This window comes from Tardiphaga sp. 619_E2_N8_4, from assembly GCF_051810905.1.
GTDB classification, from domain to species: domain Bacteria; phylum Pseudomonadota; class Alphaproteobacteria; order Rhizobiales; family Xanthobacteraceae; genus Tardiphaga; species Tardiphaga robiniae.
In genome coordinates, this window is sequence record NZ_JBPWQJ010000001.1 from 4,262,952 (window position 1) to 4,289,251 (window position 26,300).

Annotated in this window: 23 protein-coding genes; 16 read left to right on the forward strand and 7 right to left on the reverse strand. The window is 62.6% G+C overall.

Translation table 11 applies throughout. From position 1 onward, the window contains the following. Positions 1 to 85 precede the first annotated feature (85 nt). Both AB8A23_RS20510 and AB8A23_RS20515 read left to right on the forward strand, forming a co-directional pair. A complete protein-coding gene (locus tag AB8A23_RS20510) occupies positions 86 to 829 on the forward strand; it encodes a PopZ family protein (RefSeq protein ID WP_439058404.1) in 744 nt (247 codons plus the stop codon). 176 nt (positions 830 to 1,005) lie between these two features. Next, a complete protein-coding gene (locus AB8A23_RS20515) occupies positions 1,006 to 3,879 on the forward strand; it encodes a valine--tRNA ligase (RefSeq protein WP_439058403.1) in 2,874 nt (957 codons plus the stop codon). Positions 3,880 to 3,973: 94 nt separating this feature from the next. On the opposite strand, the gene AB8A23_RS20520 is transcribed toward AB8A23_RS20515, so the two are convergent. Beyond that, positions 3,974 to 4,579, reverse strand: coding sequence for a DNA-3-methyladenine glycosylase (locus tag AB8A23_RS20520; RefSeq protein ID WP_439058402.1), 606 nt, complete (start codon positions 4,577 to 4,579; stop codon positions 3,974 to 3,976). 100 nt (positions 4,580 to 4,679) lie between these two features. Here AB8A23_RS20520 and lipA point away from each other — a divergent pair, with 100 nt between their 5' ends. Further along, a complete protein-coding gene (lipA, locus tag AB8A23_RS20525) occupies positions 4,680 to 5,639 on the forward strand; it encodes a lipoyl synthase (RefSeq protein ID WP_184516693.1) in 960 nt (319 codons plus the stop codon). Between the two features lie 10 nt (positions 5,640 to 5,649). Next, positions 5,650 to 6,135 (forward strand): type II toxin-antitoxin system RatA family toxin, encoded by a 486-nt coding sequence (locus tag AB8A23_RS20530; RefSeq protein ID WP_439058401.1) that lies wholly within the window; start codon positions 5,650 to 5,652, stop codon positions 6,133 to 6,135. Here the strand turns inward: AB8A23_RS20530 and AB8A23_RS20535 are convergent. Further along, on the reverse strand, positions 6,125 to 6,748 hold the full coding sequence (locus AB8A23_RS20535) for a CinA family protein (RefSeq protein WP_093758557.1): 624 nt from the start codon (positions 6,746 to 6,748) through the stop codon (positions 6,125 to 6,127). The two genes, AB8A23_RS20530 and AB8A23_RS20535, sit on opposite strands and share 11 nt — an antisense overlap. A gap of 1 nt (position 6,749) precedes the next feature. Then, positions 6,750 to 7,946 (reverse strand): bifunctional 2-C-methyl-D-erythritol 4-phosphate cytidylyltransferase/2-C-methyl-D-erythritol 2,4-cyclodiphosphate synthase, encoded by a 1,197-nt coding sequence (locus tag AB8A23_RS20540; protein WP_439058400.1) that lies wholly within the window; start codon positions 7,944 to 7,946, stop codon positions 6,750 to 6,752. Positions 7,947 to 8,178: 232 nt separating this feature from the next. Between AB8A23_RS20540 and dusB the strand changes: the two genes are divergently transcribed. The 8 genes from dusB (at position 8,179) to hflX (ending at position 18,477) form a co-directional block, all read left to right on the forward strand. Beyond that, entirely contained in the window at positions 8,179 to 9,213 is a 1,035-nt protein-coding gene (gene dusB, locus AB8A23_RS20545; protein WP_439058399.1) for a tRNA dihydrouridine synthase DusB, read from the forward strand. After that, positions 9,210 to 10,388, forward strand: a complete 1,179-nt coding sequence (locus AB8A23_RS20550) for a two-component system sensor histidine kinase NtrB (protein ID WP_231080673.1) — start codon at positions 9,210 to 9,212, stop codon at positions 10,386 to 10,388. Before dusB ends, AB8A23_RS20550 begins: the two co-directional genes overlap by 4 nt. A gap of 14 nt (positions 10,389 to 10,402) precedes the next feature. Next, positions 10,403 to 11,845, forward strand: a complete 1,443-nt coding sequence (ntrC, locus tag AB8A23_RS20555; RefSeq protein ID WP_068731842.1) for a nitrogen regulation protein NR(I) — start codon at positions 10,403 to 10,405, stop codon at positions 11,843 to 11,845. A 192-nt stretch (positions 11,846 to 12,037) separates the two neighbouring features. After that, on the forward strand, positions 12,038 to 14,323 hold the full coding sequence (locus tag AB8A23_RS20560; protein ID WP_439058398.1) for an ATP-binding protein: 2,286 nt from the start codon (positions 12,038 to 12,040) through the stop codon (positions 14,321 to 14,323). A 32-nt stretch (positions 14,324 to 14,355) separates the two neighbouring features. Continuing rightward, complete coding sequence (ntrX, locus tag AB8A23_RS20565; protein ID WP_089264305.1) at positions 14,356 to 15,726, forward strand: nitrogen assimilation response regulator NtrX; 1,371 nt, start codon at positions 14,356 to 14,358, stop codon at positions 15,724 to 15,726. Between the two features lie 45 nt (positions 15,727 to 15,771). After that, a complete protein-coding gene (locus AB8A23_RS20570; RefSeq protein ID WP_089264306.1) occupies positions 15,772 to 16,629 on the forward strand; it encodes a D-amino-acid transaminase in 858 nt (285 codons plus the stop codon). A 187-nt stretch (positions 16,630 to 16,816) separates the two neighbouring features. Continuing rightward, positions 16,817 to 17,062: an RNA chaperone Hfq gene (gene hfq / locus AB8A23_RS20575; RefSeq protein WP_068731834.1), complete on the forward strand. Its 246-nt coding sequence runs from the start codon at positions 16,817 to 16,819 to the stop codon at positions 17,060 to 17,062. Positions 17,063 to 17,085: 23 nt separating this feature from the next. Then, complete coding sequence (gene hflX / locus AB8A23_RS20580; RefSeq protein WP_439058397.1) at positions 17,086 to 18,477, forward strand: GTPase HflX; 1,392 nt, start codon at positions 17,086 to 17,088, stop codon at positions 18,475 to 18,477. Between the two features lie 17 nt (positions 18,478 to 18,494). Here hflX and AB8A23_RS20585 read toward each other — a convergent pair whose 3' ends face one another. Further along, a complete protein-coding gene (locus AB8A23_RS20585) occupies positions 18,495 to 19,280 on the reverse strand; it encodes a sulfite exporter TauE/SafE family protein (RefSeq protein ID WP_439058396.1) in 786 nt (261 codons plus the stop codon). A 31-nt stretch (positions 19,281 to 19,311) separates the two neighbouring features. Then, positions 19,312 to 20,136 carry a nucleoside triphosphate pyrophosphohydrolase gene (gene mazG / locus AB8A23_RS20590; RefSeq protein ID WP_439058395.1) on the reverse strand — a complete coding sequence of 275 codons (825 nt, stop codon included), beginning with the start codon at positions 20,134 to 20,136 and terminating at the stop codon, positions 19,312 to 19,314. A 119-nt stretch (positions 20,137 to 20,255) separates the two neighbouring features. Between mazG and queC the strand changes: the two genes are divergently transcribed. Continuing rightward, positions 20,256 to 20,972 (forward strand): 7-cyano-7-deazaguanine synthase QueC, encoded by a 717-nt coding sequence (gene queC, locus AB8A23_RS20595; RefSeq protein ID WP_439058394.1) that lies wholly within the window; start codon positions 20,256 to 20,258, stop codon positions 20,970 to 20,972. Here queC and AB8A23_RS20600 read toward each other — a convergent pair. Together AB8A23_RS20600 and AB8A23_RS20605 are read right to left on the reverse strand one after the other, a co-directional pair. Continuing rightward, positions 20,969 to 21,868 (reverse strand): dihydrodipicolinate synthase family protein, encoded by a 900-nt coding sequence (locus AB8A23_RS20600; protein ID WP_439058393.1) that lies wholly within the window; start codon positions 21,866 to 21,868, stop codon positions 20,969 to 20,971. The genes queC and AB8A23_RS20600 overlap by 4 nt on opposite strands. 91 nt (positions 21,869 to 21,959) lie before the next feature. Further along, entirely contained in the window at positions 21,960 to 22,724 is a 765-nt protein-coding gene (locus tag AB8A23_RS20605; RefSeq protein ID WP_439058392.1) for an SDR family NAD(P)-dependent oxidoreductase, read from the reverse strand. Positions 22,725 to 23,028: 304 nt separating this feature from the next. On the opposite strand from AB8A23_RS20605, the gene AB8A23_RS20610 reads away from it, so the two are divergent. Genes AB8A23_RS20610 through AB8A23_RS20620 form a run of 3 tightly spaced genes read left to right on the forward strand, consistent with a single transcriptional unit; the run spans position 23,029 to position 26,253 of the window. Beyond that, positions 23,029 to 23,778: a FadR/GntR family transcriptional regulator gene (locus tag AB8A23_RS20610; protein WP_120289701.1), complete on the forward strand. Its 750-nt coding sequence runs from the start codon at positions 23,029 to 23,031 to the stop codon at positions 23,776 to 23,778. 13 nt (positions 23,779 to 23,791) lie between these two features. Further along, entirely contained in the window at positions 23,792 to 25,222 is a 1,431-nt protein-coding gene (locus tag AB8A23_RS20615) for an FAD-binding oxidoreductase (protein WP_439058391.1), read from the forward strand. 53 nt (positions 25,223 to 25,275) lie between these two features. After that, a complete protein-coding gene (locus AB8A23_RS20620; RefSeq protein ID WP_439058390.1) occupies positions 25,276 to 26,253 on the forward strand; it encodes a Bug family tripartite tricarboxylate transporter substrate binding protein in 978 nt (325 codons plus the stop codon). Positions 26,254 to 26,300: the final 47 nt, after the last annotated feature.

The window sequence follows — 26,300 nt, forward strand, 5'->3', positions numbered from 1 at the left end:
GAACGGTCGTCAAAACGACAACCCGCAAATTCAGCCTCGTCTGGTGTAAAATATTGACGAGAGCGTTGATGATGCGGAGTCGGACATGACGCAACCTGCAAAGGTCCAGGAGCCCTCGATGGAGGAGATTCTGGCGTCGATCCGACGTATCATCGCCGACGATGAAGCGAAGCCGGCCGTTGCTGAAGTTGCTCCTCCACCGCCACCCAAGCCGGCTCCTGCATCCAAGCCTGCTGCGATGACAGACATTCCGCCGTCGGCGATTCCTGCCGCGCAGGCTGCTGCCGCCAAAGCCCCGCCGCCAGCCCCGAAGCCCGCGCCACCACCGCCGGAGCCTGCTGCTTCCAACAGCCAGGACGACATCGACGCGATGTTGGCCAGCCTGGAAGCCGCGACCACCGAGGAAGAGGTGCGCCCGGCGCAGCCCGATGGTGATGTGTTCGAACTGACCGACGAGATGGTGGTCGCCGACCCCGAGCCGGAACCCGCATTCCAGCATGTCGAGCCGGATGACGACCTCGAATTCGCCGAAGCGGTCGCTGCCAGCAGCCAACGACCCGCACCGCGCTTCGACCCGTCGTCCTATGATCCGCCCCCGGTCGCACCACAGCAGCAGATCCTGTCACACAGCACCGTGTCGTCCGTGGAGTCGGCCTTCAATGCGCTGGCCAATACGGTCCTGAGCAACAACGCGCGGACCCTTGAGGATCTCGTCAAGGAGATGCTGCGTCCGATGCTGAAGTCCTGGCTGGACGACAACCTGCCGGGCCTCGTCGAGCGTATCGTCAAGGCCGAGATCGAGCGCGTCTCACGCGGCGGCGGCCGCTAGGCCCGCGAGACAAGCAACGACGGCCCTTCGGGGCCTTCGTTTGGCCCTCCGGGATGGCTAAACAGCCCTATATGTTGACTTGAGCCGCGCTGGCGGGTTTCTAGCGCCATCGGCTTCCTGCGTTCGCCCCAGGCCTCAAAACCGTGGCCAAAAACCCCTGATTTGATTGAATTGTCATGATCGAAAAGACCTATCAGCCCGCCGATATCGAGACCCGCATCGCCGCTGCCTGGGAAGCCGAAGGCGCGTTCAAGGCGGGCCGCGCGGACCGGGTGGATGCCGAGCCCTATACGATCGTGATCCCGCCGCCGAACGTCACCGGTTCGCTGCATATGGGCCACGCCCTCAACAACACTTTGCAGGACGTGCTCTGTCGTTTCGAGCGCATGCGCGGCCGCGACGTGCTGTGGCAGCCCGGCACCGACCATGCGGGCATCGCGACCCAGATGGTGGTCGAGCGCCAGTTGACGGAGCGCCAGGAGCCCGGTCGCCGCGACATGGGACGCGAGGCATTTCTCGAACGCGTCTGGAAGTGGAAGGCCGAGAGCGGCGGCGTCATCGTCAATCAGTTGAAGCGCCTTGGCGCCTCCTGCGACTGGTCGCGCGAGCGCTTCACCATGGACGAGGGCCTGTCCGAGGCCGTCATCAAGGTGTTCGTGCAGCTGCACCGCGAGGGCCTGATCTACAAGGACAAGCGCCTTGTGAACTGGGATCCGAAGCTGCTGACGGCGATTTCCGATCTCGAAGTCCAGCAGGTCGAGGTCAAGGGTAACCTCTGGCATCTGCGCTATCCGCTCGAAGGCAAGAACTTCGATCCGGAAGATCCGACCTCGTTCATCACCGTTGCGACCACGCGTCCCGAGACGATGCTCGGCGACAGCGGCGTCGCCGTGAATCCGGATGACGAACGCTACACGCATCTGATCGGCAAGAACGTGGTTCTGCCGCTGGTCGGCCGCCTGATCCCGATCGTCGCAGATGAATATTCGGACCCGGAGAAGGGCTCCGGCGCGGTGAAGATCACGCCGGCGCACGACTTCAACGACTTCGAAGTCGGCAACCGCCACGGCCTTGCACGCATCAGCATCCTCGATATCGAAGGCAAGCTCGCACTCGCCGACAACGAGGACTATCTGCGCGGCCTGCCGGTCGCAGCGTCAGAGCTGGTCGAAGAATTGCATGGCATGGAGCGCTTCAAGGCGCGCAAGACCATCGTGCAGCGGCTGGAAGATTTCGGCTTCCTGGAGAAGATCGAGCCCAACACGCATATGGTGCCGCATGGCGATCGCTCCGGCGTCGTCATCGAGCCCTATCTGACCGACCAGTGGTACGTGGACGCCAAGACCATGGCGCAGCCGGCGATCGCCGCTGTGCGCACCGGCGCGACCGAGTTCGTGCCGAAGAACTGGGAAAAGACCTATTACGAGTGGATGGAGAACATCCAGCCATGGTGCATCTCGCGCCAGCTCTGGTGGGGCCATCAGATCCCGGCCTGGTACGGTCCGGACGGCAAGGTGTTCGTCGCCGAGACCGAGGAAGAAGCAGTCGGCAACGCGCTCGGCTATTATGTCGAGCAGGAAGTGATCACGGAAGAGCAGGGCCACGAGATGGCGCTCGATCCCGTCAAGCGCGAGGGCTTCATCACGCGCGATGAAGACGTGCTCGACACCTGGTTCTCGTCGGCGCTGTGGCCGTTCTCGACGCTGGGCTGGCCGCAGAGCTCGGTCGATGTGGATCGCTACTATCCCACCAATGTGCTGGTCACCGGCTTCGACATCATCTTCTTCTGGGTCGCCCGGATGATGATGATGGGCATGCACTTCAAGAAGGACGTGCCGTTCCCGACCGTCTACATCCACGCCCTCGTCCGCGACGAGAAGGGCGCCAAGATGTCGAAGTCGAAGGGCAACGTCATCGATCCCCTGAACCTGATCGACCAGTACGGCGCCGACGCGCTACGCTTTACGCTGGCTGCGATGGCCGCACAGGGCCGCGACATCAAGCTCGCGACCCAGCGCGTCGAAGGCTATCGCAACTTCGCGACCAAGCTCTGGAATGCCTGCCGTTTCGCCGAGATGAACGAGTGCGTGTTGCCGGCGGGCTTCGATCCGACCAAGGCCAAGGAAGTGCTCAACCGCTGGATCGCGCATGAGACCGTGAAGGCAACGCGCGAAGTCACCGAAGCCATCGAAGCCTATCGCTTCAACGATGCGGCGGGCGCGGCCTATCGCTTCGTCTGGAACGTGTATTGCGACTGGTATCTCGAACTCGCCAAGCCATTCATGATGGGCGAGGACGGTCCGGCCAAGACCGAAACCCGCGCGATGGTCGCTTGGGCCCGCGACGAGATCTTGAAGCTGCTGCACCCGTTCATGCCGTTCATCACGGAAGAACTCTGGGCCGTCACCGCACCGCGCGACGGTCTGCTGGCCCTTGCACCATGGTCCCGCAAGGCGAGCGGCCTGACGCGCGAGCAGGAAGCCCTGATCATCGCGACCGCCGCGAGCGATCCGATCGTCGCACCGATCCTGATGGGCGATTCCGAACCAGTCGCCGACTTCAAGGATGACGCCGCCGAAGCCGAAATCGGCTGGGTCATCGACCTGGTGACGGAGGTTCGTTCGGTGCGTGCCGAGATGAACATCGTGCCGGCAACATTGACGCCACTGGTGCTGGCCGGCGCTTCTGCGGAAACTCAAGCCCGTGCCCAGCGTTGGAGCGATGTCGTCAAGCGTCTCGCGCGTCTCGGCGACATATCCTTCGCCGATGTCGCTCCGCAGGGCGCCGTGCAGCTCCTGATCCGCGGCGAGGTCGCAGCGCTGCCGTTGAAGGGCGTGATCAATCTCGGCGCCGAGAAGACGCGTCTCGACAAGGAACTGGTGAAAGCCGAAGCCGACATCAAGCGCGCCGACGCCAAGCTCTCCAACGAGAAATTCGTCGCCAACGCCGCGGAAGAGATCGTCGAGGAAGAGCGCGAGAAGCGCGAGGCAGCCGAGGCCCGCAAGGCCAAGACGCTAGAAGCGCTGGAGCGACTCAAGAACGCGGTGTGAGTTTGATCGTAGGATGGGTAGAGCGCAGCGAAACCCATCACCTCCCTGTTCGCGATTGATGGGTTTCGCGAAGACGTTCTACCCATCCTACCGCTCACACCTTCGCAAACGGCTTGCTCAGATACTTTGAGCCTCTCACCCCGTATCGCCACGGCAATTCCACGGCCTTGGTGATGCCGATGCGGATGCCGGCGACAATGTCCGGCACTTCCGTCCTTGCGTGAATCGCAATCGGCGGCTTGTCCAAAGCCAGCCCGTTATGCGCGATGCTGATCCCCAGCGCCTGGCAGACCTTGCCAGGTCCGGAGCACAGCATGCGCTCATCCTGCAGCCCGCGCCGCAGCTGCATCTCGCCAATCCCGAAGGTCGGTTGCAATGCCCGGATCAGCACCGCGCTGGCCGAACCCTCGGCCTCGCAGACGAAATTCACGCACCAGTGGATGCCGTAGGAGCGGTACACATAGGCAAAGCCGGGCGGCCCGAACATGATCTGGTTGCGCGGCGTCTGCCCGTTGAAGGAATGGGCCGCGGGCTCGGTGTGATGATAGGCCTCGACCTCGACGATCTCGCCGCCGACGCCGTCTACCAGGAGCGTCGCGCCGATCAGTTCGGGGGCCACATCGTGCACGCTCCGAGCGAAAAAGCTGCGTTTGAGTGCCTTGCCGAGCTTTTGGGGGATTTGGTGAGATTTTGGAGCCATTCTGCCTGCTATGTTACGATGCAGGGCCGGGCAAGGCGAGGGCGGGTTGCAGGACAGGGCCCGGCGGATTACCTAAGGCTTCACTCAGAACGGACAGTTCATGGTCGTCGTCCTCGATACCGTTTCCACCACGCAGCTCCGCCCGCGTCACCCTGAAAAAGTGAATCGGCCGGATTCGTTCTCGCCGCCGAAGCCGGACTGGATCCGGGTCCGTGCGCCAACCAGCCGTGGCTATGGCGACACCCGCAAGATCGTCAAGGAAAACGGCCTTGTTACCGTGTGCGAGGAAGCTGGCTGCCCGAATATTGGCGAGTGCTGGCAGAAGAAACACGCCACCTTCATGATCATGGGTGACACCTGCACCCGCGCCTGTGCGTTCTGCAACGTCAAGACGGGCATGCCAAACGCGCTCGACGGAATGGAGCCCGAGCATGTCGCCGAAGCCGTGCGCAAGCTCGGCCTGCATCATGTGGTGATCACCTCGGTGGACCGCGACGATCTCGCCGATGGCGGTGCCGAACATTTTGCGCAGACGATTCGTGCGATCCGCGCGGCATGTCCCACGACCACCATCGAAATCCTGACGCCTGACTTCCTGCGCAAGCCGGGCGCCCTCGAAGTCGTCGTCGCGGCGAAGCCCGATGTGTTCAACCACAATCTGGAAACCGTGCCGTCGCGCTATCTGACAGTGCGACCGGGCGCGCGCTATTTCCATTCGCTGCGCCTGCTGCAGAAGGTCAAGGAACTCGACCCGACCATCTTCACCAAGTCCGGCATCATGGTCGGCCTCGGCGAGGAGCGCCCTGAAGTGTTGCAGGTGATGGACGACATGCGTTCGGCCGATATCGACTTCCTGACCATCGGCCAGTATCTGCAGCCGACGCGCAAGCATCACGTGGTGTCGCGCTATGTCACCCCCGATGAATTCAGCGGCTATGAGAAAGTCGCCTACACCAAGGGCTTCCTGATGGTGTCGGCGAGCCCGCTGACGCGCTCGTCGCATCATGCCGGCGAGGATTTTGCCAAGCTGCAGGCTGCGCGCGCCGCTCTCGCGCGCTGAGAACGCGACGATGCCGAGATTTGCCAACAAGCGCCGCGTGCGTCACAGCGCCTCCCAGATGTTCGATCTGGTCGCCGATGTCGAGCGCTATCCGGAATTCGTGCCGTTGTGCAAGTCGCTGAAGATTCGCCAGCGCACGCCGCACGAGAATGGCACCGAGGTCATCGTTGCCGACATGACCGTGTCGTTCAAGCTGGTCCAGGAATCCTTCACCAGCCGCGTGACGCTGGATCGGCCGAACCTGAAGATCATGGTCGAATATCTGCGCGGTCCGTTCAGCAATCTCGAAAACCGCTGGACCTTCGAGCCGAAGGCAGATGACGGGGAATGCGATGTGGGCTTCTTCATTGCCTATGAATTCAAGAGCCGCATGCTGGCGATGCTGATGGGCACGATGTTCGACGCGGCATTCCAGCGCTTTGCTGTAGCCTTCGAGAAGCGCGCGGACGAAGTTTATCGCAGCCCGCGCGTCTCGGGCGTTCCGTCTACTTCTTAGTCGTCGGCTTTTTTAGTGGCGCGGTCGGCCTGCGTCGTTTGACGGCGGTCCGTCGCGGCGAACGCGCCACGCGCGGGCGCGCGAGACTCGCAGCTTCGCGCTTCTTGGCCGGCGGCTGTGGCCCACGTGCCAATTCCATCAGCATCCGCAGAGCTTCAAGCACGGAGCGCTGACGCACCGCGCTGCGGCCGATGGCGCCGAAGCGGCATTCCTTGTTGACGATGCGGCCGTCACGCGACGCAACGGCAAAATGCACGAGGCCGACCGGCTTGCCCGGCGTTGCGCCTCCGGGGCCTGCGATCCCGGTGATCGAAACCGCGAGATCGACATCCGCTTCTTCGAGCGCACCGACCGCCATCTGGATCGCGGTCTCCTTGCTGACCGCACCGAAACTGTCGAGCGTCGCAGTCTTGACGCCGAGCATCGCGTGTTTGGCGGCATTGGAATAGGTGACGAAGCCGCGATCGATCACGTCGGACGAGCCGGGAATTTCGGTCAGTGCGCCAGCGACGAGGCCGCCGGTGCAGGACTCAGCGGTCGCGATCGTCAGCTTGCGGCTGCGGCAGAGATCGAGCAGCGCGCGGGAGAGGGCTCGTGCGTCGCTCGCTGCCATGTCAGTCCATCCAGGGAAGGCGAATGGTGGCAGCCGCAGTCGCGGCGATGCCTTCTTCACGGCCGGTGAAGCCGAGACGTTCGCTGGTGGTCGCCTTCACCGCGACGCGTGACAGTGCCACGCCGGAGATCTCGCTGATCTTCTCGCGCATCGCATCGCGTAGCGGGCCAATCTTGGGCCGCTCGCAGATCAGCGTCACTTCGAGATTGGCGATACGGCCGCCACGTGCGACGACGCGGTCCACGGCGTATTTCAAGAACTTGTCGGACGCCGCGCCCTTCCATTGCGGATCGGTCGGCGGGAAGTGCGAACCGATATCGCCGTCAGCCAGCGCGCCCAGGATCGCATCGACCAGCGCATGCAAGCCGACGTCGCCATCTGAGTGAGCAAGGAAGCCGCGCGTATGCGGCACACGGACGCCGCAGATCATCAGGTGATCGCCGTCGCCGAAGGCGTGCACGTCATAGCCCGTGCCCATGCGGATATCGCCGAGCGAGGCGGCGAGACGCGCTTCTTCGCGAATGAAATCTTCGGGAGTCGTGAGCTTCATATTTGCAAGATCGCCTTCAAAGGTTGCCACGGTCAATCCCGCCCATTCGGCGAGCGCGGCATCGTCGGTGAAATCATCGCGGCCTTCCTTTGCAGCACGACGATGCGCTTCAAGGATGACATCAAAACGAAATGCCTGTGGCGTTTGCGCGCTGCGCAAGCGTGCACGGTCCGGCGTCGCTTCCACGTGTCCGGCCTCGTTGACCTGTTTGATCGTATCGGTAACGGCGACACCGGGCACGGCAGCGCCAGTGATCTGTGCCGCGGCAATCGCGCGCTCGATCAAAGCAGGGGTTACGAACGGGCGGGCTGCATCGTGAATCAGCACGATGTCCGGCGCGTGATCTGCCAGTGCTTCGAGTCCAGCATGCACCGACGCCTGACGCGTCGCACCGCCATTGGCAGGAACATGATACCTCAAATCGCTGACCGCCTCGTTGAACACAGCGATATCGTCAGGATTGGTGATCGGCTGGACCGCAAAGACCTGGGGATGGTTGCAAAACGGCTCCATGGCCCGCGAGATAACGCTGCGGCCTCCGATCATGCGATATTGCTTCGGTCCACCGGCGCCAGCGCGGAGGCCGCGGCCGGCGGCAACGATAATGGCAGCTGTCTTCAAACCGGCAGGATTAGGTGATTTTGTCATCAGGGTCAGGTGATTAAGGGGTAAGCGGTGATCGCACAGCCCTTAGCACGGCCGCGGGCAAAAACAGTATGATTACATTCTCGTGGCTGCATAAGAGTGCATTGCTGCACTGCACTTGCAAAATGAGCGCATCTGTCTAATGTGTAGGCATGACGGTTGACTGCACAACAAATGTGCGCATTATGCGCCCTATGCCCGCAATGCAGCGGACGAGACAACGACGAGCAGGTCTGTGACCACCCCGGACTCAGTATACAGCAAGCCGTTACGAATCGGTGGCATCGAGATCGCCAACCGGGTCGTTCTGGCGCCGATGTCGGGTATCACCGATGCGCCATTCCGGCGGCTCACCGCCGAACTCGGGGCCGGCCTCGTCGTGTCAGAAATGACCGCCAGCGACGATCTCGTCAATGGTCGTCCCATGTCGGTATTGCGCTGCGAAGCGACCGGGATCGGGCCCCATGTGGTCCAGCTGGCCGGCTGTGAGACCCACTGGATGGCCGAGGGGGCCCGTGTGGCCGAAGCCGCCGGCGCCGACATCATCGATATCAATATGGGCTGCCCGGCGCGGCATGTGACCGGCGGCCAGTCGGGCTCCGCGCTGATGCGCGACCTCGACCACGCATTGAAGCTGATCGAGGCGACCATCGCTGCCGTGAAAGTACCCGTGACCCTGAAGATGCGTCTGGGCTGGGACGATCGCATGCTGAACGCGCCTGAGCTGGCGCAGCGCGCAGAGCAGGCGGGTGTGCAGCTTATCACCGTGCATGGTCGCACCCGTTGCCAGTTCTACAAGGGCGAAGCCGACTGGAGCGCCGTGCGCCCGGTGAAGGACGCCGTCAGCATTCCCGTCATCGTCAATGGTGACATTACGTCCTACGACAAGGCCGTGAGTGCGCTGAAGATGTCCGGTGCCGATGCCGTCATGATGGGTCGCGGAGCTCAGGGAATGCCCTGGTTGCCCGGCCAAATCGGCCGACGTCTTGAAACCGGCATCGCGGAAGCCGCGCCGTCGCTGCAGCAGCAACTCGCTTATATCTGCGCCCTCTACGACGACGTGGTCCGTCACTACGGCATGCGCATCGGCCTGCGCCACGCGCGCAAACATCTCGGCTGGGCACTCGATGCGGCCGCAGCTACGAGCTGCGCGCCGACCGAGACCCTGAAGACCTGGCGACAGAAGATCCTTACATCCGAAGATCCCTCCGGTGTGCAGCGGTCTCTGAATGACGCTTTTGATGATTTCGCATGGAGTGCTGCCGCATGAACGCCGCAGAGCACCGTCGTCCTGTCCCGACCGACAGTGAGGCCATTCTCAACGCACTACCGAATCCGGTGATCCTGATCGCACCCGACGGCAAGATCGTCGACGCCAATATGGCTGCGGAATCCTTTTTCGAGATTTCTACGCAATTCCTGCGCAGGCAGTCTCTGAAAGAACTGGTGCCATTCGGCAGTCCGCTGCTGGCGCTGATCGATCAGGTTCGCGCCGCCGGTTCGCCGGTGAACGAATACAAGGTGGATCTGGGCACACCGCGCATCGGCGGCGACCGTCAGGTCGATCTGCATGTCGCGCCGCTCACCGAGCGTCCGGGCCATATTGTGGTGATGCTGCAGGAGCGCACCATCGCCGACAAGATGGATCGACAGCTCACCCATCGCAGCGCTGCGCGTTCGGTGATCGCGCTGGCGGCCATGCTGGCGCATGAGATCAAGAATCCGCTGTCGGGCATTCGCGGAGCCGCTCAGCTACTTGAGCAGTCGGCATCGTCGGAAGACCGCATGCTGACACGCCTGATCATGGACGAAGCCGATCGCATCGTGACGCTGGTCGATCGCATGGAAGTGTTCGGCGACGACCGCCCGGTGGCGCGTGGCCCGGTCAACATTCACTCCGTCCTCGATCACGTGAAGCGCCTCGCGCAGTCCGGCTTCGCCCGCAACATCCGCTTCATCGAGGATTACGACCCGTCGCTGCCGCCGGTGCTGGCCAATCAGGACCAGCTCATCCAGGTGTTCCTGAATCTGGTGAAGAACGCTGCCGAAGCCATCGTCGATCTCGGTTCCGACGGTGAGATCCAGCTCACCACCGCGTTCCGGCCGGGCGTGCGGCTGTCGGTGCCGGGCAAGAAATCGCGCGTCTCGCTGCCGCTGGAGTTTTGCGTCAAGGACAACGGCCCTGGCGTTCCCGAAGATCTTCTGCCCAACCTGTTCGATCCCTTCGTCACCACCAAGCCCACCGGAAGCGGCCTGGGTCTTGCATTGGTTGCGAAGATTGTCGGCGATCACGGTGGGATCATCGAATGTGAATCTCAGCCACGAAAGACGACTTTTCGCGTGCTGCTGCCGATGTTCAACCCCGCCAAGAAATTGGACGACAAGACCCTTGATCCGAGCAGCGCCGATGCCCCCGCGGCACCGACGCACACCTCACAGACGTAAGACGAGGACTAACGATGGCTGCAGGTAGCATTCTGGTTGCGGACGATGATACGGCGATCCGCACCGTCCTCAATCAGGCGCTATCGCGCGCCGGATATGAGGTTCGCCTGACCGGGAACGCAGCCACGTTGTGGCGCTGGGTCAGCCAGGGCGAGGGCGACCTTGTGATCACCGACGTGGTGATGCCTGACGAGAACGCGTTCGATCTGCTGCCGCGTATCAAGAAGATGCGGCCCAATCTGCCGGTTATCGTGATGAGCGCGCAGAACACCTTCATGACCGCGATCCGCGCCTCCGAGCGCGGTGCCTATGAATATCTGCCGAAGCCGTTCGATCTGAAGGAATTGATCGCCATCGTCGGTCGCGCGCTGTCCGAGCCGAAGGAGCGCGTCGCAAGCCACGCCGATGACGGCGAGTTCGACTCGATCCCGCTGGTCGGCCGTTCGCCGGCGATGCAGGAAATCTACCGCGTCCTCGCCCGCCTGATGCAGACCGATCTGACGGTGATGATCTCCGGCGAGTCCGGCACCGGCAAGGAACTGGTGGCCCGCGCGCTGCACGACTACGGCAAGCGCCGCAACGGCCCGTTCGTTGCGGTCAACATGGCGGCGATCCCGCGCGATCTTATCGAGTCCGAATTGTTCGGCCACGAGCGCGGCGCCTTCACCGGCGCCAATGCCCGCGCCACCGGCCGCTTCGAGCAGGCTGAAGGGGGCACGCTGTTCCTGGACGAAATCGGCGACATGCCGATGGAGGCCCAGACCCGTTTGCTGCGCGTATTGCAGCAGGGCGAATACACGACCGTTGGCGGCCGCACGCCGATCAAGACCGACGTGCGTATCGTCGCCGCCTCCAACAAGGATCTGCGTATCCTGATCCAGCAGGGCCTGTTCCGCGAGGATCTGTTCTTCCGCCTCAACGTCGTGCCGCTGCGCCTGCCGCCGCTGCGCGAGCGCATCGAGGATCTGCCCGATCTGATCCGCCACTTCTTTGCACTCGCGGAGAAGGACGGCCTGCCGCCGAAGAAGCTCGACGCCTTGGCGCTCGAGCGCATGAAGCAGCATCGCTGGCCGGGCAACGTTCGCGAACTGGAAAACCTCGCGCGCCGTCTGGCAGCACTCTATCCGCAGGATGTCATTACCGGCTCGGTGATCGACGGCGAACTGGCGCCGCCCGCTGTGGCCTCGGGTGGTAGTGCGCCGACCGGCGTGGATAATCTCGGTGGTGCCGTCGAGGTCTATCTGTCCTCGCACTTCTCCGGCTTCCCGAACGGCGTGCCGCCGCCGGGTCTCTATCACCGCATTCTCCGCGAGATCGAGGTGCCGCTGCTGACCGCAGCACTGGCCGCGACCCGAGGCAACCAGATTCGCGCTGCGGATCTGCTCGGCCTCAACCGCAACACGCTGCGGAAGAAAATTCGCGATCTCGACATTCAGGTCTATCGAACCGGCGGCTGATCTCGGTAGCAGGATCGAGCAATTCCAGGGTTTGAGACGCAAAAACACACGAAAACGCAGGCTATGCGTTTTCGTTGGCTAGTCTGCGCCGTGGATTTGTCGTAATTGGGCAACATTGTTGTATGATTGCATCAGTGCGGTCCGGGCTGTCTCCGGCAGCCGCACGGCGTCCACGCTCACCACATTGTCGGAATGACCAGCGCAGACACGTCGGCTACAGCCTATGAACCGTCGATGGCGGAGCCGCGCAGGTGGACCCTGCGGCGGCTGTTCGTGCCATTGGCTGTGGGCCTGGCACTCCTGTCGTCATGCCTGACCTTCCTCGTCCTGAACGGCCTCACGCCGATCGCGCCGACCCATCAGGTCGTCGTTACCTTCCTGCTGATCAATGCCGCCAGCGTCTTGCTGCTGGTCCTGATCATTGCGCGGGAGATCTGGAAGGTTATCCAGGCGCGCCGCAGGGGCAGGGCGGCGGCCCGGCTGCATGTCCAGATCGTCAGCCTGTTCTCGGTGATCGCCGTGCTGCCGGCGGTGCTGGTCTCGATCGTTGCCAATGTGACCCTCGACCGCGGCCTCGACCGGCTGTTCTCCGGCCCGACCAAGGCGGTGATCAACAATTCGCTCGTGATTGCCAGTGCCTATCTGCACGAGCACGGCCAATTGATTGGCGGCGATATCCTCGGCATGGCCGACGATCTCGCGCGCATCCAGCCGCTCTTCTATCAGGACCGCGGCACGTTCCGTTCGTTGATGCTGGCAAATGCAACCGCCCGCAATCTGCCGGGCGCCATGTTGATCGACAAGGATCGCAACGTCATCGAACCCGACCAACCCGGCATCAAACAGGAATTCTCGCCGCCGCCGGCAGACTTCCTCGTCAATGTCAGCGCGTCCGAGCCGGCCATCGCTGTGATCCCCGAGGGAAATTACGTCGCCGCTGTGATCCGATTGCGAGCGTTCGACAATATGTTCCTCTATGTCGCCCGCAAGCTCGATCCGCGCGTGGTCGCGCAGATGAACCAGAGCCAGGCCGGCGCGGCCGAATATGCCGAACTGGAATCGCGCAGACTCGGCATTCAGGTCGCCTTCGCGCTGATGTTCACCGTGATCGCACTGACGGTGCTGATGTCCGCCGTGCTGATCGGACTGAATTTCGCCAACTGGCTGGTGGCGCCGATCCGCCGCCTGATGGGCGCAGCGAACATGGTCTCGACCGGTGATCTTCATGTTCAGGTGCCGGTGATCCAGTCGGAGGGCGATCTCGCCCATCTCGGCGAGACCTTCAACAAGATGACGCAGGAGCTGCGCACCCAGCGTGACGAACTGGTCAGCGCGAGCGACGTCATCGACAGCCGCCGCCGTTTCATCGAGGCGGTTTTATCATCGGCCAGCGCCGGCATCATCGGCGTCGATGGCTCGAACATGATCGGCATTCTCAACCGCTCGGCCGAGAAACTGGTCGGACATTCGGAGTCCGAGACGCTGGGCCACCCGCTGCACGAGATCATTCCCGAGCTCGATGAATTGATGCAGACCGCACGCGAGGGATCGCAGCGGCTGGTCCAGGGGCAGGTGACGATCACCCGCGACGGGCAAGAGCGCAATCTGTCGGTGCGCGTCAGCGCCGAGCAGACCAGCCAGTCGCGCGACAGCTACATCATCACCCTCGACGACATCACCGAACTCGTCTCGGCACAGCGCACCTCGGCCTGGGCCGACGTGGCGCGCCGCATCGCGCATGAGATCAAGAATCCTCTCACGCCGATCCAGCTCTCCGCCGAACGCATCAAGCGCAAGTTCGGCAAGGTCATCGTCGACGACAAGGCGATCTTCGAACAATGCACCGACACCATCGTTCGGCAGGTCGATGACATCAGGCGCATGGTCGACGAATTTTCGCGCTTTGCGCGCATGCCCAAGCCCGTGATCGAAGGTGAGGATGTCGCCGACACCGTGCGTCAGGCCGTATTCCTGATGCGGGTCGGTCACCCCGACCTCGACATCTCCGCCGAGATCAAGGAAGAGCCGATGCGCGCGCGGTTCGACCGCCGACTGATCTCTCAGGCGCTCACCAATATCATCAAGAATGCGACAGAGGCGATCGAGGCCGTGCCGCCAGAAGAACTCGGCAAAGGTCGTATTGATGTCACAGCGTCGCGCGAGAACGACATGATCTTGATCGACGTGATCGACAACGGCATCGGTCTGCCGACCGTCAACAGGTCGCGTTTGCTCGAACCCTATGTCACGACTCGCGAGAAGGGCACTGGCCTCGGCCTCGCGATCGTCGGCAAGGTGCTCGAGGATCATGGTGGAGGCATCGAACTTGGCGACGCATCGAGCGTTCGTCCAGGACAGCGCGGTGCCTGGATGCGGCTGCGGTTTTCTATCTCTGGTCAGAAGGCTGACGCGGACAAGAGTGAACCGGAAGCCCCGCCTGATGACGAACCGAAGATCAAAGCCGCTACCGGCAACTGACAAGAATAAACGTGACCAGGATATTTTGACCTATGGCAAATGACATTCTGATCGTCGACGACGAAGCCGATATTCGCGATCTTGTTGCGGGCATTCTGGACGATGAGGGCTTCACCACCCGCACCGCACGAGACAGCGATTCCGCGCTCGCGGAAATCGCCAATCGCCGCCCCAACATGGTGTTTCTCGACATCTGGCTGCAGGGCAGTAAGCTCGACGGCCTGCAACTGCTTGAGCAGGTCAAACGCGACAATCCCGAATTGCCTGTGGTGATGATCTCAGGCCACGGCAATATCGAAACCGCCGTCGCAGCGATCAAGCGCGGCGCCTACGACTTCATCGAAAAGCCGTTCAAGGCTGACCGGCTGATCCTTGTGGCGACGCGCGCGCTGGAAACCTCGCGGCTGAAACGCGAAGTCAAGGAACTGAAGCAACTCGCGCCGGTCGCCAATTCGCTGACGGGGCGCTCGGCCGCTATGAACCAGCTACGGCAGACCATCGATCGCGCCGCTAAGGCCAATAGCCGCATTCTCATCGTCGGCCCGTCGGGCGCCGGCAAGGAGCTCGCCGCGCGCACGCTGCACACGGCCTCTGCCCGCTCCACGGGGCCGTTCGTCGTCATCAACGCTGCAGCGATTACGCCGGAGCGCATGGAAGTCGAACTGTTCGGCATCGAACAGTCCAATGGCGAACAGGCGCGCAAGGCAGGAGCCCTGGAAGAGGCTCATGGCGGCACGCTGTTCATCGACGAGATCGGCGATCTGCCGCGCGAGACCCAGAACAAGATCCTGCGCGTGCTGGTCGACCAGACCTTCATGCGGGCAGGGGGAACCACCAAGGTCAATGTCGACGTCCGCATCATTTCGTCGACCGCGCGCAATCTCGAAGAGGAAATCGCCGAAGGTCGTTTCCGTGAGGATCTCTATCATCGCCTCTCGGTGGTGCCGATCCGCGTGCCGCCGCTGTCCGAGCACCGCGAGGATATCCCGGAGCTGATCGAATATTTCATGGAGCAGATCTCCATCGCGACGGGCCTGCCGAAGCGACAGATCGGCGAGGACGCCATGGCGGTCCTGCAGTCCCATGTCTGGCCGGGCAATATCCGCCAGCTTCGCAACAACGTCGAACGCGTCATGATCCTGGCCGGCGGCGGACCGGAAGTGATCATCACCGCCGACATGCTGCCGCAGGACGTCGGTTCGATGGTGCCGTCGATGCCGACCAGCAACAATGGCGAGCACATCATGGGCCTGCCGCTGCGCGAAGCCCGCGAAGTGTTCGAACGCGATTATCTGATTGCGCAGATCAGCCGTTTTTCGGGTAATATCTCGCGCACCGCTGAATTCGTCGGCATGGAGCGCTCCGCCTTGCACCGCAAGCTCAAGGCGCTCGGCGTCGGCTAAATCACTCACCTCACCTCAAGCTTCAACTCAAGCCTCGGAACGAACATGTCGCGCATCGCCTATGTGAATGGTCAATACGTCAACCTGCGCGATGCCGCCGTGAACGTCGAGGACCGCGGTTATCAGTTCGCCGATGGCATTTACGAGGTCTGCGAGATCATCGGCGGCAAGATGGTCGACTTTCCCCGCCATATTGCGCGCATGCAGCGCTCCTTGCGGGAGCTGCGCATCGCCGAGGCCATGCCGCTGACATCGCTCAAGGTGGTGATGCAGGAAGTCATTCGCCGCAACCGCATCAATTACGGCATCGTCTATCTGCAGATCAGCCGCGGCGTCGCCCATCGCGATCACGGATTTCCGTCGCCGGACGTGAAACCCAGCGTGGTCGTGACGGCGAAATCGCTCAACTTCGCCAAGAACCAGGCGACTGCTGCCAAGGGCGTGAAGGTCATCACCACGGCCGAGAATCGCTGGCCGCGCGTCGACATCAAGACTGTCGGCCTGCTGCCCAATGTGCTGGCGCGACAGGAAGCCCGCGACAAGGGCGCCTATGAAGCTTGGTATGTCGACGCCGACGGTTTCGTCACTGAGGGTGCGTCGTGCAACGCCTGGATCGTCACCAAGGACGGCAAGGTGGTGACGCGCACGGCCGCGTCAGGCATTCTCGCAGGCATCACCCGCGCCGTACTGATCGAGGTTCTGGCTTCGATGCAGCTCAAGCTGGAAGAGCGGAACTTCACACCGGCAGAGGCTTATGACGCCGCGGAAGCCTTCGTCTCGTCGGCGAGTCAGATCGTTATGCCGGTCATCAATATCGACGGCAAACCGATCGGTGACGGCAAGCCTGGTGGTATCGCGACGCGCCTGAGGCAGGAATTCCATAAATTCGCAGCGATTTCATAAAATTTGCCGCGCTTTTAGGCACCAATTCCGCGTTCCGGCTTGCCTAAAAAGCGCGCCTGCCGTCTAATCACGTCGTCGCGCTCCCGGAGGGGGATCTCAGGGGAAAGTGCGGCAGCTTGGTAAGGCCCCGGAGAGGGCTGCGCCGGGTTCAAAAAAAGCAACAAAACAGACTGCGGGATTAAAAAAAATGGCGGCAGACCGCGCACAAAATCTACAGGACACCTTCCTCAACCACGTACGCAAGACCAAGACTCCGCTCACGATCTTTCTGGTGAACGGCGTCAAATTGCAGGGCATTGTCACCTGGTTCGATAATTTCTGTCTTCTGCTCCGGCGCGACGGACACTCGCAGCTGGTGTATAAGCATGCGATCTCGACCATCATGCCGGGCGCACCGATTCAGCTTTTTGAGGGTGGCGAGGATCCGGCTTGAGCGAACTCCTGAGAGACGCTTGATTGGAATTTCGTAGCTTCGAAGGCAATGCTGCCGACCGACCCTCGGCCAGCAGCGAATCGACCGGCCGCGTCCTCGTGGTCGGTCCTTACCTGCGCGAACGGCGGGGCGACGCCGACGCGCAAGCCTATTCTCATGTCCGCGATACGGAAGCCCGGCTCGAAGAGGCGGTCGGTCTCGCACGCGCCATCGACCTCACCGTGGTCGAGGCCGTCGCCGCGCCGCTGAGCCAGATCCGCCCGGCCACCTATCTCGGCAAGGGCAAGGTCGAGGAGATCGCCGGCCTGATCGCGGCGAACGAGATCGGGATCGTGGTGATGGACTGCGCGCTGTCGCCGATCCAGCAGCGCAATCTCGAAAAGGAATTGAAGGCCAAGGTGCTCGACCGTACCGGTCTCATCCTTGAAATCTTCGGCCGCCGTGCCAAGACCAAGGAAGGCACGCTGCAGGTCGAGCTCGCGCATCTCAATTATCAGCGCAGCCGTCTCGTCCGTTCATGGACCCATCTGGAACGCCAGCGCGGCGGTTTCGGCTTCATGGGCGGCCCCGGCGAAACCCAGATCGAGGCGGATCGCCGCATGATCGGCGACCGCATCGCGCGGCTCGAAGCCGATCTGAAGAAGGTCCAGGCGACGCGGCGCCTGCATCGCGCCGGCCGCCAGCGCGTGCCGTATCGCGTTGTTGCGCTGGTCGGTTACACCAATGCCGGCAAGTCCACGCTGTTCAACCGGCTGACGCGCGCCGACGTGCAGGCCGAGGACATGTTGTTCGCGACCCTCGATCCGACGCTGCGCGCGCTGACGCTGCCGCATGGCGGCAAGGCCATGCTGTCGGACACGGTGGGCTTCATCTCCAACCTGCCGACCCAGCTCGTAGCCGCGTTTCGCGCGACGCTGGAAGAGGTACTGGAAGCCGACATCATTCTCCATGTCCGCGACATCTCGCATGAGGATGCGGAAGCGCAGCAAAGCGACGTCGACAACGTGCTGCGCAAGCTCGGCATCGATACGGATGCAACAGCGCGCATTCTCGAAGTCTGGAACAAGATCGATCGTTTCCCTCCGGAGGAGCGCGAGAACCTCGCCAATATCGCGGCGCGGCGGCCGCTGGACAAGCTGTGTTTCATGGTCTCAGCCGAAACCGGCGAGGGCATCGACGATCTGCTCGCTGCCATCGAAACACGGCTCGCCGCCAGCCGCATCACGCTGGATCTGTCGATCGACGCTGCGGACGGCGCTGGCGTGAGCTGGCTGCATCGCAATGCGGAAGTACTGGTGAAAGAACTGCACGACGGCCATTTCGACATGGTGGTGCGTGTCGATGAGACCAAACGCGATATCGTCATGAGTCGGTTCAGCGCGGTGCTGCATCCGGTCGCGGATCTGAGTGCCTGACGAAACTCTGTTGTTGTTCAGATTGCAGCTTTAAACGCCATGAACACTGCCATGCCGGCGATGACAGCGATGAGTGTCATCCGCAAAGCTCTCTGACTCATGCGATTCGCCAGCCGTGATCCAAGACCGGTACCGATCCACAGCCCAATGATCAGACTTGCAATCGTGAGCCACGGCAGCTCTATGCCCTGCTGCACATAGAGCAGGGCGGCCGGTAAAGTGACGGGCAGTGCTGTGACGGCAAGGCTAAGGGCCTGGGATTGATGCTGGGACACCTTCAGCAGGCCCGTCATCAAGGCGGTGATCGCAAGCCCGCCGCCGATCCCCAGAAACCCCGACGACCAGCCCGCGACCGCGCCGATGGCGACGAGCGCTGACCCGCGTAACGGCACCTCTTTCGCTTCGTCTGCAGTGCCTTCGAGCTTGGGATGTGACGGCCGACGGATGACAATCACTTCGAGAACCAGCAGATAGCCGACAAAAGTCCATTGCAGCGCGCGAGCAGAAACGGTTGTTGCGAGCAAGGCGCCAACGCACCCGCCCACTGCAAATCCGATGGCCAGCCAGGCAAGCCAGCGCGGCGGCACGTGATGGCCGCTGCGTTGATAGTTGCGGACGCCGGAAAGACTGGTGGGCACGACCTGCACGACGAGAGAAACGCCCTGGGCGACGTGCTGATCTTTGCCAAGCAGGAGCACCAGCAGCGGGACGAGGATTCCGCCACTGGTAATACCGAGCAAGCCGGACGCCATGCCGCCGACACCGCCCGCCAGAAGACCGCCGAGGACGTCAGTCAGTGTCATCGTCGGTTGTTCCCTAGCGGTTGCGAGTCATTCAATCCGCGATTTCGTTACCCTTCGCCTCGTTCCACAGCGCATCCATCTGTCCGAGCGACGCCTCCTGTAGCGAGCTTCCCTTCGCCGCGAGCGCCCGTTCGATATAGCCGAAGCGCCGTTCGAATTTCGCATTGGTGCCGCGGAGCGCCAGCTCTGGATCTGCCTTCACGTGCCGCGCGAGATTGACCAGCGCGAACATCAGATCGCCGGTCTCGGCCGCCACTTCGGACTGATCGCCGCGATCGAGTGCGGCTTCGATCTCGTCGGCTTCCTCGCGGATTTTCGCCAGCACCGCGCGTGGGTCATTCCAGTCAAAGCCGACGCTGGAGGCTTTTGTCTGCAGCTCCATGGCCTGGCTCAACGCGGGTTGCCCGGCCTTGACGCTGGCAAGGAACGAGGAGGGCGGCGTGGTCTCAACGCCGCGCCGGGCGGCGCGTTCAGCCTTTTCCTCGGCCTTGATACGCCCCCACGTCCCCTTCACATCCGTCGGTGCGATCTTGCCATCCTTGCCGGGAAACACATGCGGATGCCGGCGGATCATCTTGCGGGTGATCGCCTCCACGACGTCGCCGAACGCGAATGCGTTCTGCTCTTCGGCCATCCGGGCGTGGAACACCACCTGCAGCAGGAGATCGCCGAGTTCGTCGCAGAGGTCGTGGAGATCGTGCCTAACGATGGCATCGGCGACCTCGTAGGCCTCCTCGATCGTATAGGGCGCGATACTCGCGAAATCCTGCTCCAGATCCCATGGGCAGCCGGTCACGGGCGTGCGCAACTGGGCCATGATCTCGATCAGGCCGGCGATATCGCGGGAAGGGGTCATGAGGCACCACGGTTCACAGCAGGAGCCTTTGCTATGCCGCAGGACGGCAGCGTGGCCCAGCGGAAATGCCCGGTTTTGCCTGTCTTTCACACAGCTCTGGGGAGTGCTATCTGCAGCCGATGAGCGACACTTTCCCAGATCAAACCGCGCTGGTGCTGTTCTCCGGCGGCCAGGATTCCGCAACCTGCCTGGCCTGGGCGCTGGCGCGCTTCAAGCGCGTCGAGATGCTCGGCTTCGCTTACGGCCAGCGCCATGCCATCGAGCTCGATAGCCGCGACAAGCTGCTGGCGGGCGTGAAGGCCTTGAATACCGACTGGGCCGCCAAACTCGGCGACAGCCACACGCTGGATATCCCGACGCTATCAGCGATCTCCGACACCGCGCTGACGCGTGACGTCGCCATCGAGATGGGGGCCGACGGCCTGCCCAATACGTTTGTGCCCGGCCGCAATCTGGTGTTCCTGACATTCGCCGCAGCGCTGGCCTATCGACGCGGCATCACCCACATCATCGGCGGCATGTGCGAGACGGATTACTCCGGCTATCCCGATTGTCGCGACGACACCATCAAGGCGCTGCAGCAGGCGCTCAATCTCGGCATGGCCAGGAATTTCACGCTGCACACGCCGCTGATGTGGCGCGACAAGGCGGCGACCTGGGCGCTGGCGCATGAGCTCGGCGGGCAGGGCCTCGTCGACCTGATCCGCGAACACTCGCACACCTGCTATCTCGGTGAGCGCGGCGCGTTACACGACTGGGGCTATGGCTGCGGTAAGTGCCCGGCCTGCGAACTACGCGCCAAGGGCTGGCGCGCGTTCGCAGCCACGGCTGTCTAGACGGACAGCGACTCGCGGACCTTGGCCGCTTCAGTAGCGCTGAGGCCCGTCAGCGGCGGACGCACCCGCAGCCAATTGTCATTGTTGTCGCGCTTCGCCAGCAGCACCTTCAGCGAGGGAAGCTGCGCATAGCTGGACACCGCATTGCGCGCCGCGACGATACGCTCCTGCGCAGTCGCAACCTCGGCCGCCTTGGCCGGATCCTTGTAACCATTGAACACGGTAGCGAGCTCGCGGCTCACGAGGTTGGAGGTCGCCGTGATGCAGCCGGCGCCGCCCATCGGCAGCAGCTTCAGCATCAGGGGATCGGCGCCGACCAGCACCGAGAAACCCGGGAAGCGATCGACGATGGCGCTCATATTGGCGAACTCGCCCGCGGAATCCTTGATGCCGACCACGATTTCCGGGAAGCGCTTGCGCAACCGATCGATGACGTCGAGCGAGATCGGCACCGCCGACATCTGCGGGATGTGATAGAGCACAACGCGCAGGCGCGGATCGGCAACGCGCTCGATCACTGCCGTATAGGCATCGACGATGCCATCATCGGACACGCCCTTGTAGTAGAACGGCGGCAGCATCACGACGGCGCCGACACCGCTGGTCACGGCGTGCTTCGTGAGTTCGACGGTTTCCATGATCGACGCAACGCCGGTGCCCGGCAGCAGCTTCGACGGCGCGATCCCGGACTTCACCACGGCTTCCAGCAGCGCCATGCGCTCGCGTGATGACAGCGAATTGGCTTCGCCTGTCGTGCCGAGCATGGCGATGCCGGTGCAGCCGTCATCGAGCAGACGCTGGCAGTGCGAGGTGAACAGGCCCTGATCCACCGACAGGTCGGCGTTGAAGGGGGTGGTCGCGGCGCAGTAGACGCCGGTCGGGAAGGGAGCTGTCATCGTTGTGCTCTTTCGGGTGCGTGTTGCAGGAGTTCTTCTAACGAAGCGCTTGTTTTTTACCTCTCCCCGCAAGCAGGGAGAGGTAAATACGTTACGGCATGATCTGGCCGCCATTCACCTCGATGACCTGACCGGTGATGTAGCTGCTCATGGTCTCGTCGGCGAGGAACTGATAGGCGCCGACGCAATCCTCGGGCGTGCCGATCCGGCCCAGCGGGATGCCCTGGCGGGCGCCTTCAAGCTGCTCCGCGGTCGAATAGCGCTGGTGGAACGGCGTCATGATCACGCCCGGCGCCACCGCATTGGCGCGTACGTTGAACGGAGCCAGTTCCTTCGCCAGCACGCGCGTGATGGTCGAGACAAAACCCTTGGCCGAACCATAGAGGCCGGCGCCGCCGCTGCCGCCGTTACGGGCTGCGACCGAGGTCGTGTTGATGATCGAGCCTGAACGCTGCGCCTCCATGATCTTCGCGGCCTTGCGGCAGGCGAAGAACACCGAGCCGATGTTGAGATCGACCACGTCGTCATACTGTTCGTCGGTGGCATTGGCGATCGATGTGCGGCCGAACATGGCGCCGGCATTGTTGATCAAGACATCGATGCGGCCGAGCTTGGCATGGGCTTCGTCGATCACGCGCGCAGCCTCAGTACGCTCCGACACGTCGCCGCGCACAAGGTCGGCCGTGCCACGACTCGCGCGGATATTGGCGACCACTTCCTCGGCGCCTTCCGGATTGCCGTTGTAGTGCACGATCAGCCTGGCACCGAGGGCGCCGAATTTCTTCGCCACGGCAGCGCCGATGCCGGAGCTTGCGCCGATGATCACGATAGCCTTGCCGTTCAGTCCGTTGGTCACGCCTGGTCCTTTCCGATTGAGCGAGCGTTCGACCACGATTTCAGCAGCCTGACAAGTTATCAGCATTTGTGCGATGCAGCACGGTATTTGATCGGATCAAGCAATTTCACCATTATACATCAATACTATACGACCATGAGAGTTCATCCGCACGACATTGACATGTTGACAAGTTTGCCGTCGCCTCTCATGGTCGCCGAAATTTTTGGGCGCGGAAGTGTTTCCATGCGACGGCGCTCCCGGGCGATCGGACCGTCACACGAAACCTCCACCGCCATTCCTGTGAGCTGCGGTTTGACCGATCATGAAGCCGATTGATCCCTCTGAATTGCCTGAAGCGCCGCGTCCGCGCGGTGCCGCTGGTTCGCTCGTCGACAAGGTCTATGGCGAACTCGCGCAGCGCATCGCCAATGGCGACTACGCACCGGACCAGAAGCTGCCTGGCGAGCACGAACTTTCCGACATGTTCGACGTCTCCCGCCCGGTGCTGCGCGAAGCCCTCGGCCGGTTGCGCGAAGACGGCCTGATCATGTCGCGACAGGGCGCAGGCAGTTTCGTCCAGATGCGTGCGCAGCCACAGCCACTCGGCTTCGCGCGGGTGGAGACCATCGCGGACATCCAGCGTTGCTTCGAATTCCGCATCACCATGGAAGCCGATGCCGCGCATTTTGCAGCGCTCCGACGCAGCGACGACAATCTCGGCAAGATGGAAGCAGCGCTCGGCCTGCTGCGCGAGGCGACGAAGAAGCGCAAGCATCGCGAAGACGCCGACTACGCCTTCCATCTCGCTGTCTCCGAGGCGACCAACAATCATTATTTCGCGACCTCGCTGAACGCCCTCAAGGACCACGTCGCTGTCGGCATGAAGCTGCACGGCCTGTCGCTGATGGGCCCGCGGCCCGGCCTTGAACAGGTGTTCGAGGAACACAGCAGTATTTTTGAAGCGATCCGTGATCGCGACGCCGAAGCGGCGCGCACGGCCATGCGTCTCCATCTCGAAAGCTCGCGCGATCGCCTGTTCGAAGGCCGACTGCTCGACCTCTCGTTCCGGTGACGGGGAGAGTGAATTGACTGACCATACCGCATTTCTTGCAATGCTTGCCGGCATCGTCGGCGACCGACACCTGATCGGTCCCGGCGGCGATTTCGAACCTTATGTGGTCGACTGGCGCGGCCGCTATCACGGCAAGGCGCTGGCCGTCGTGAAGCCTGGCTCGACGCAGGAAGTCTCATCCATCGTGAAGGCCTGCGCGGCCGCCGGCATCGCCATCGTACCCCAGGGCGGCAACACCGGCATGTGCGGCGCAGCCACGCCGCTCGCCGACCGCACCACGATCGTGTTGCGTCTCGATCGCCTCAACAAGATCCGTAGCGTCAGCCGTCTCGGTGACTCCATCACCGTCGATGCCGGCTGCATCCTCGCCGACATCCAGAAAGCGGCCGACGATATCGACCGCCTGTTTCCGCTCAGCCTCGGCGCTGAAGGTTCGTGCCAGATCGGCGGCAATCTTTCCACCAATGCCGGTGGCACCGCCGTGTTGCGCTACGGCACCACACGCGAACTCACGCTTGGCCTCGAAGTCGTGCTGCCCGATGGCGAGATCCTCGACGGCATGACGGCGCTGCGCAAGGACTCCACGGGCTTCGATACCAAGCAGCTCTTCATCGGCGCCGAAGGCACGCTCGGCATCATGACTGGTGCTGTACTGAAGCTGTTTCCGAAGCCGCGGGCGAGGGCAGTGTCCTTCGCCAAGCTGAACAGTATCGACGCGGTGCTCGACCTGCTCGCGCAGGCACGTACCGAACTCGGTGACCGCATCGGCGCCTTCGAAGTGATGTCGCGCGGCCAGATCGAGGTGATCGCCGAGAACCTGCCGCTGGTGAACATCCCGTTCGAGCTGGATACGCCGTGGTATGTGCTGATCGAGCTCGTCGACACGCTGGTGTCGGTCGATCTGAATGCAGCGCTCGAAGCGTTGCTCAGTAACGCCTATGAGCGCGAGCTGGTCACCGATGCGCTGGTGGCCTCCAGCGAGACCCAGGCTGCGGCGTTCTGGAAGATCCGACACAGCGTGTCGGAAGGCAGCAAGAAGGCCGGTTACGTCATCTCGCATGACAGCGCCGTGCCCTTGTCGCAGCAGGCGACCTTCGTCACACAGGTGGAGAAGCGCATCGCTGCCTATCGGCCCGACGCACGCATCGTGATGCACGGCCATATCGGCGATGGCAACATCCACATCCTCGCGATCATTCCAGGCCTCGAGCAGAACCAGAAGGATCAGATCCAGGACACGATCCGCGGCATCAACACCATCGTCGATGAAGAGACCGTCGCGCTCGGCGGCAGCATCAGTGCCGAGCACGGCATCGGCATCGCCAATCGCGAGCGGCTCGCGCGCGTCACCAAGCCGACCGAGTTGCGGCTGCTGCGCAGCGTCAAGCAGATGCTCGATCCGAACGACATCATGAATCCCGGAAAAGTGCTGCCTGCGCAATAGGCGAGGCGCCCGCAAGCATTCATCAGAACACTCATTCGAGAAGAGGAACACGCATGAAGATCAAATCCATCCTGATGGCGGCCTGCGTCGCCGTGGGCGCCGTCGGGCAGGCGAGCGCGCAAGATGCGAAATACCCCACCAAGCCGATCACCATCGTCGTGCCCTTCGCCGCCGGTGGCACCGTGGACATCATCGCGCGCATGGTGTCGGAGAACCTGCAGAAGAAGCTCGGGGCCACCGTGCTGGTCGAAAATATGGGCGGCGCTGGCGGCAATATCGGCGTCAACCGTGTCGCCAAGGCGCAGCCCGATGGCTACACGATCGGCCTCGCCAGCACCTCGCCACTGGCGATCGCGCCCTCGCTCTACGGCAGCAAGCTTCAGTTCCAGCCGGAGAAGGATCTGGTGGCCTTCGCCCAAGTGAGCATCGTACCTAACGTGCTGGTGGTGAATCCCGATCGCATCAAGGCCCGCACGGTTCCTGAGTTGATCGAATACATGAAGGCCAATCCAGACAAAGTAACGTTCGGCTCGGCCGGACCTGGCACGTCGCAGCATCTTGCCGGCGAGTTGTTCCAGCAGATGACCGGCACCAAGATGGTCCATGTGCCCTATAAGGGCTCGAGCCAGATGGTCACCGACCTGATCAGTGGTCAGATCGATATCGCATTCGACAACGTCCCGCTGCTGCTGCCGCATGTGGCCGGTGGCAAGCTGGCGATGCTCGCCACGGCAACGCCGAAGCGCGCAGAGTTCGACGCGAATGTGCCGGCCGTCGCCGAATTCCTGCCGGGCTTCGAGGCTGTCGCCTGGCACGGTTTCATCGCACCGGCGGCAACGCCGAAGCCGATCGTCGACAAGCTATCGGCGGAAATCCGCGACTTCATGAGCCTGCCGGAGACGAAGAAGAAGATGGCCGAACTCGGCGCAGTCGCCGTGGCGATCCCGCAGGATGAGTTCACCAAATACATCGCCAGCGAGACCTTGCGCTGGAAGGGTGTGATGGAGAAGGCCAACGTCACGATGAACTAGCCGACCGCGCGGGTGGTGACGACGTCACGTTCGTCACCACCTCAGTT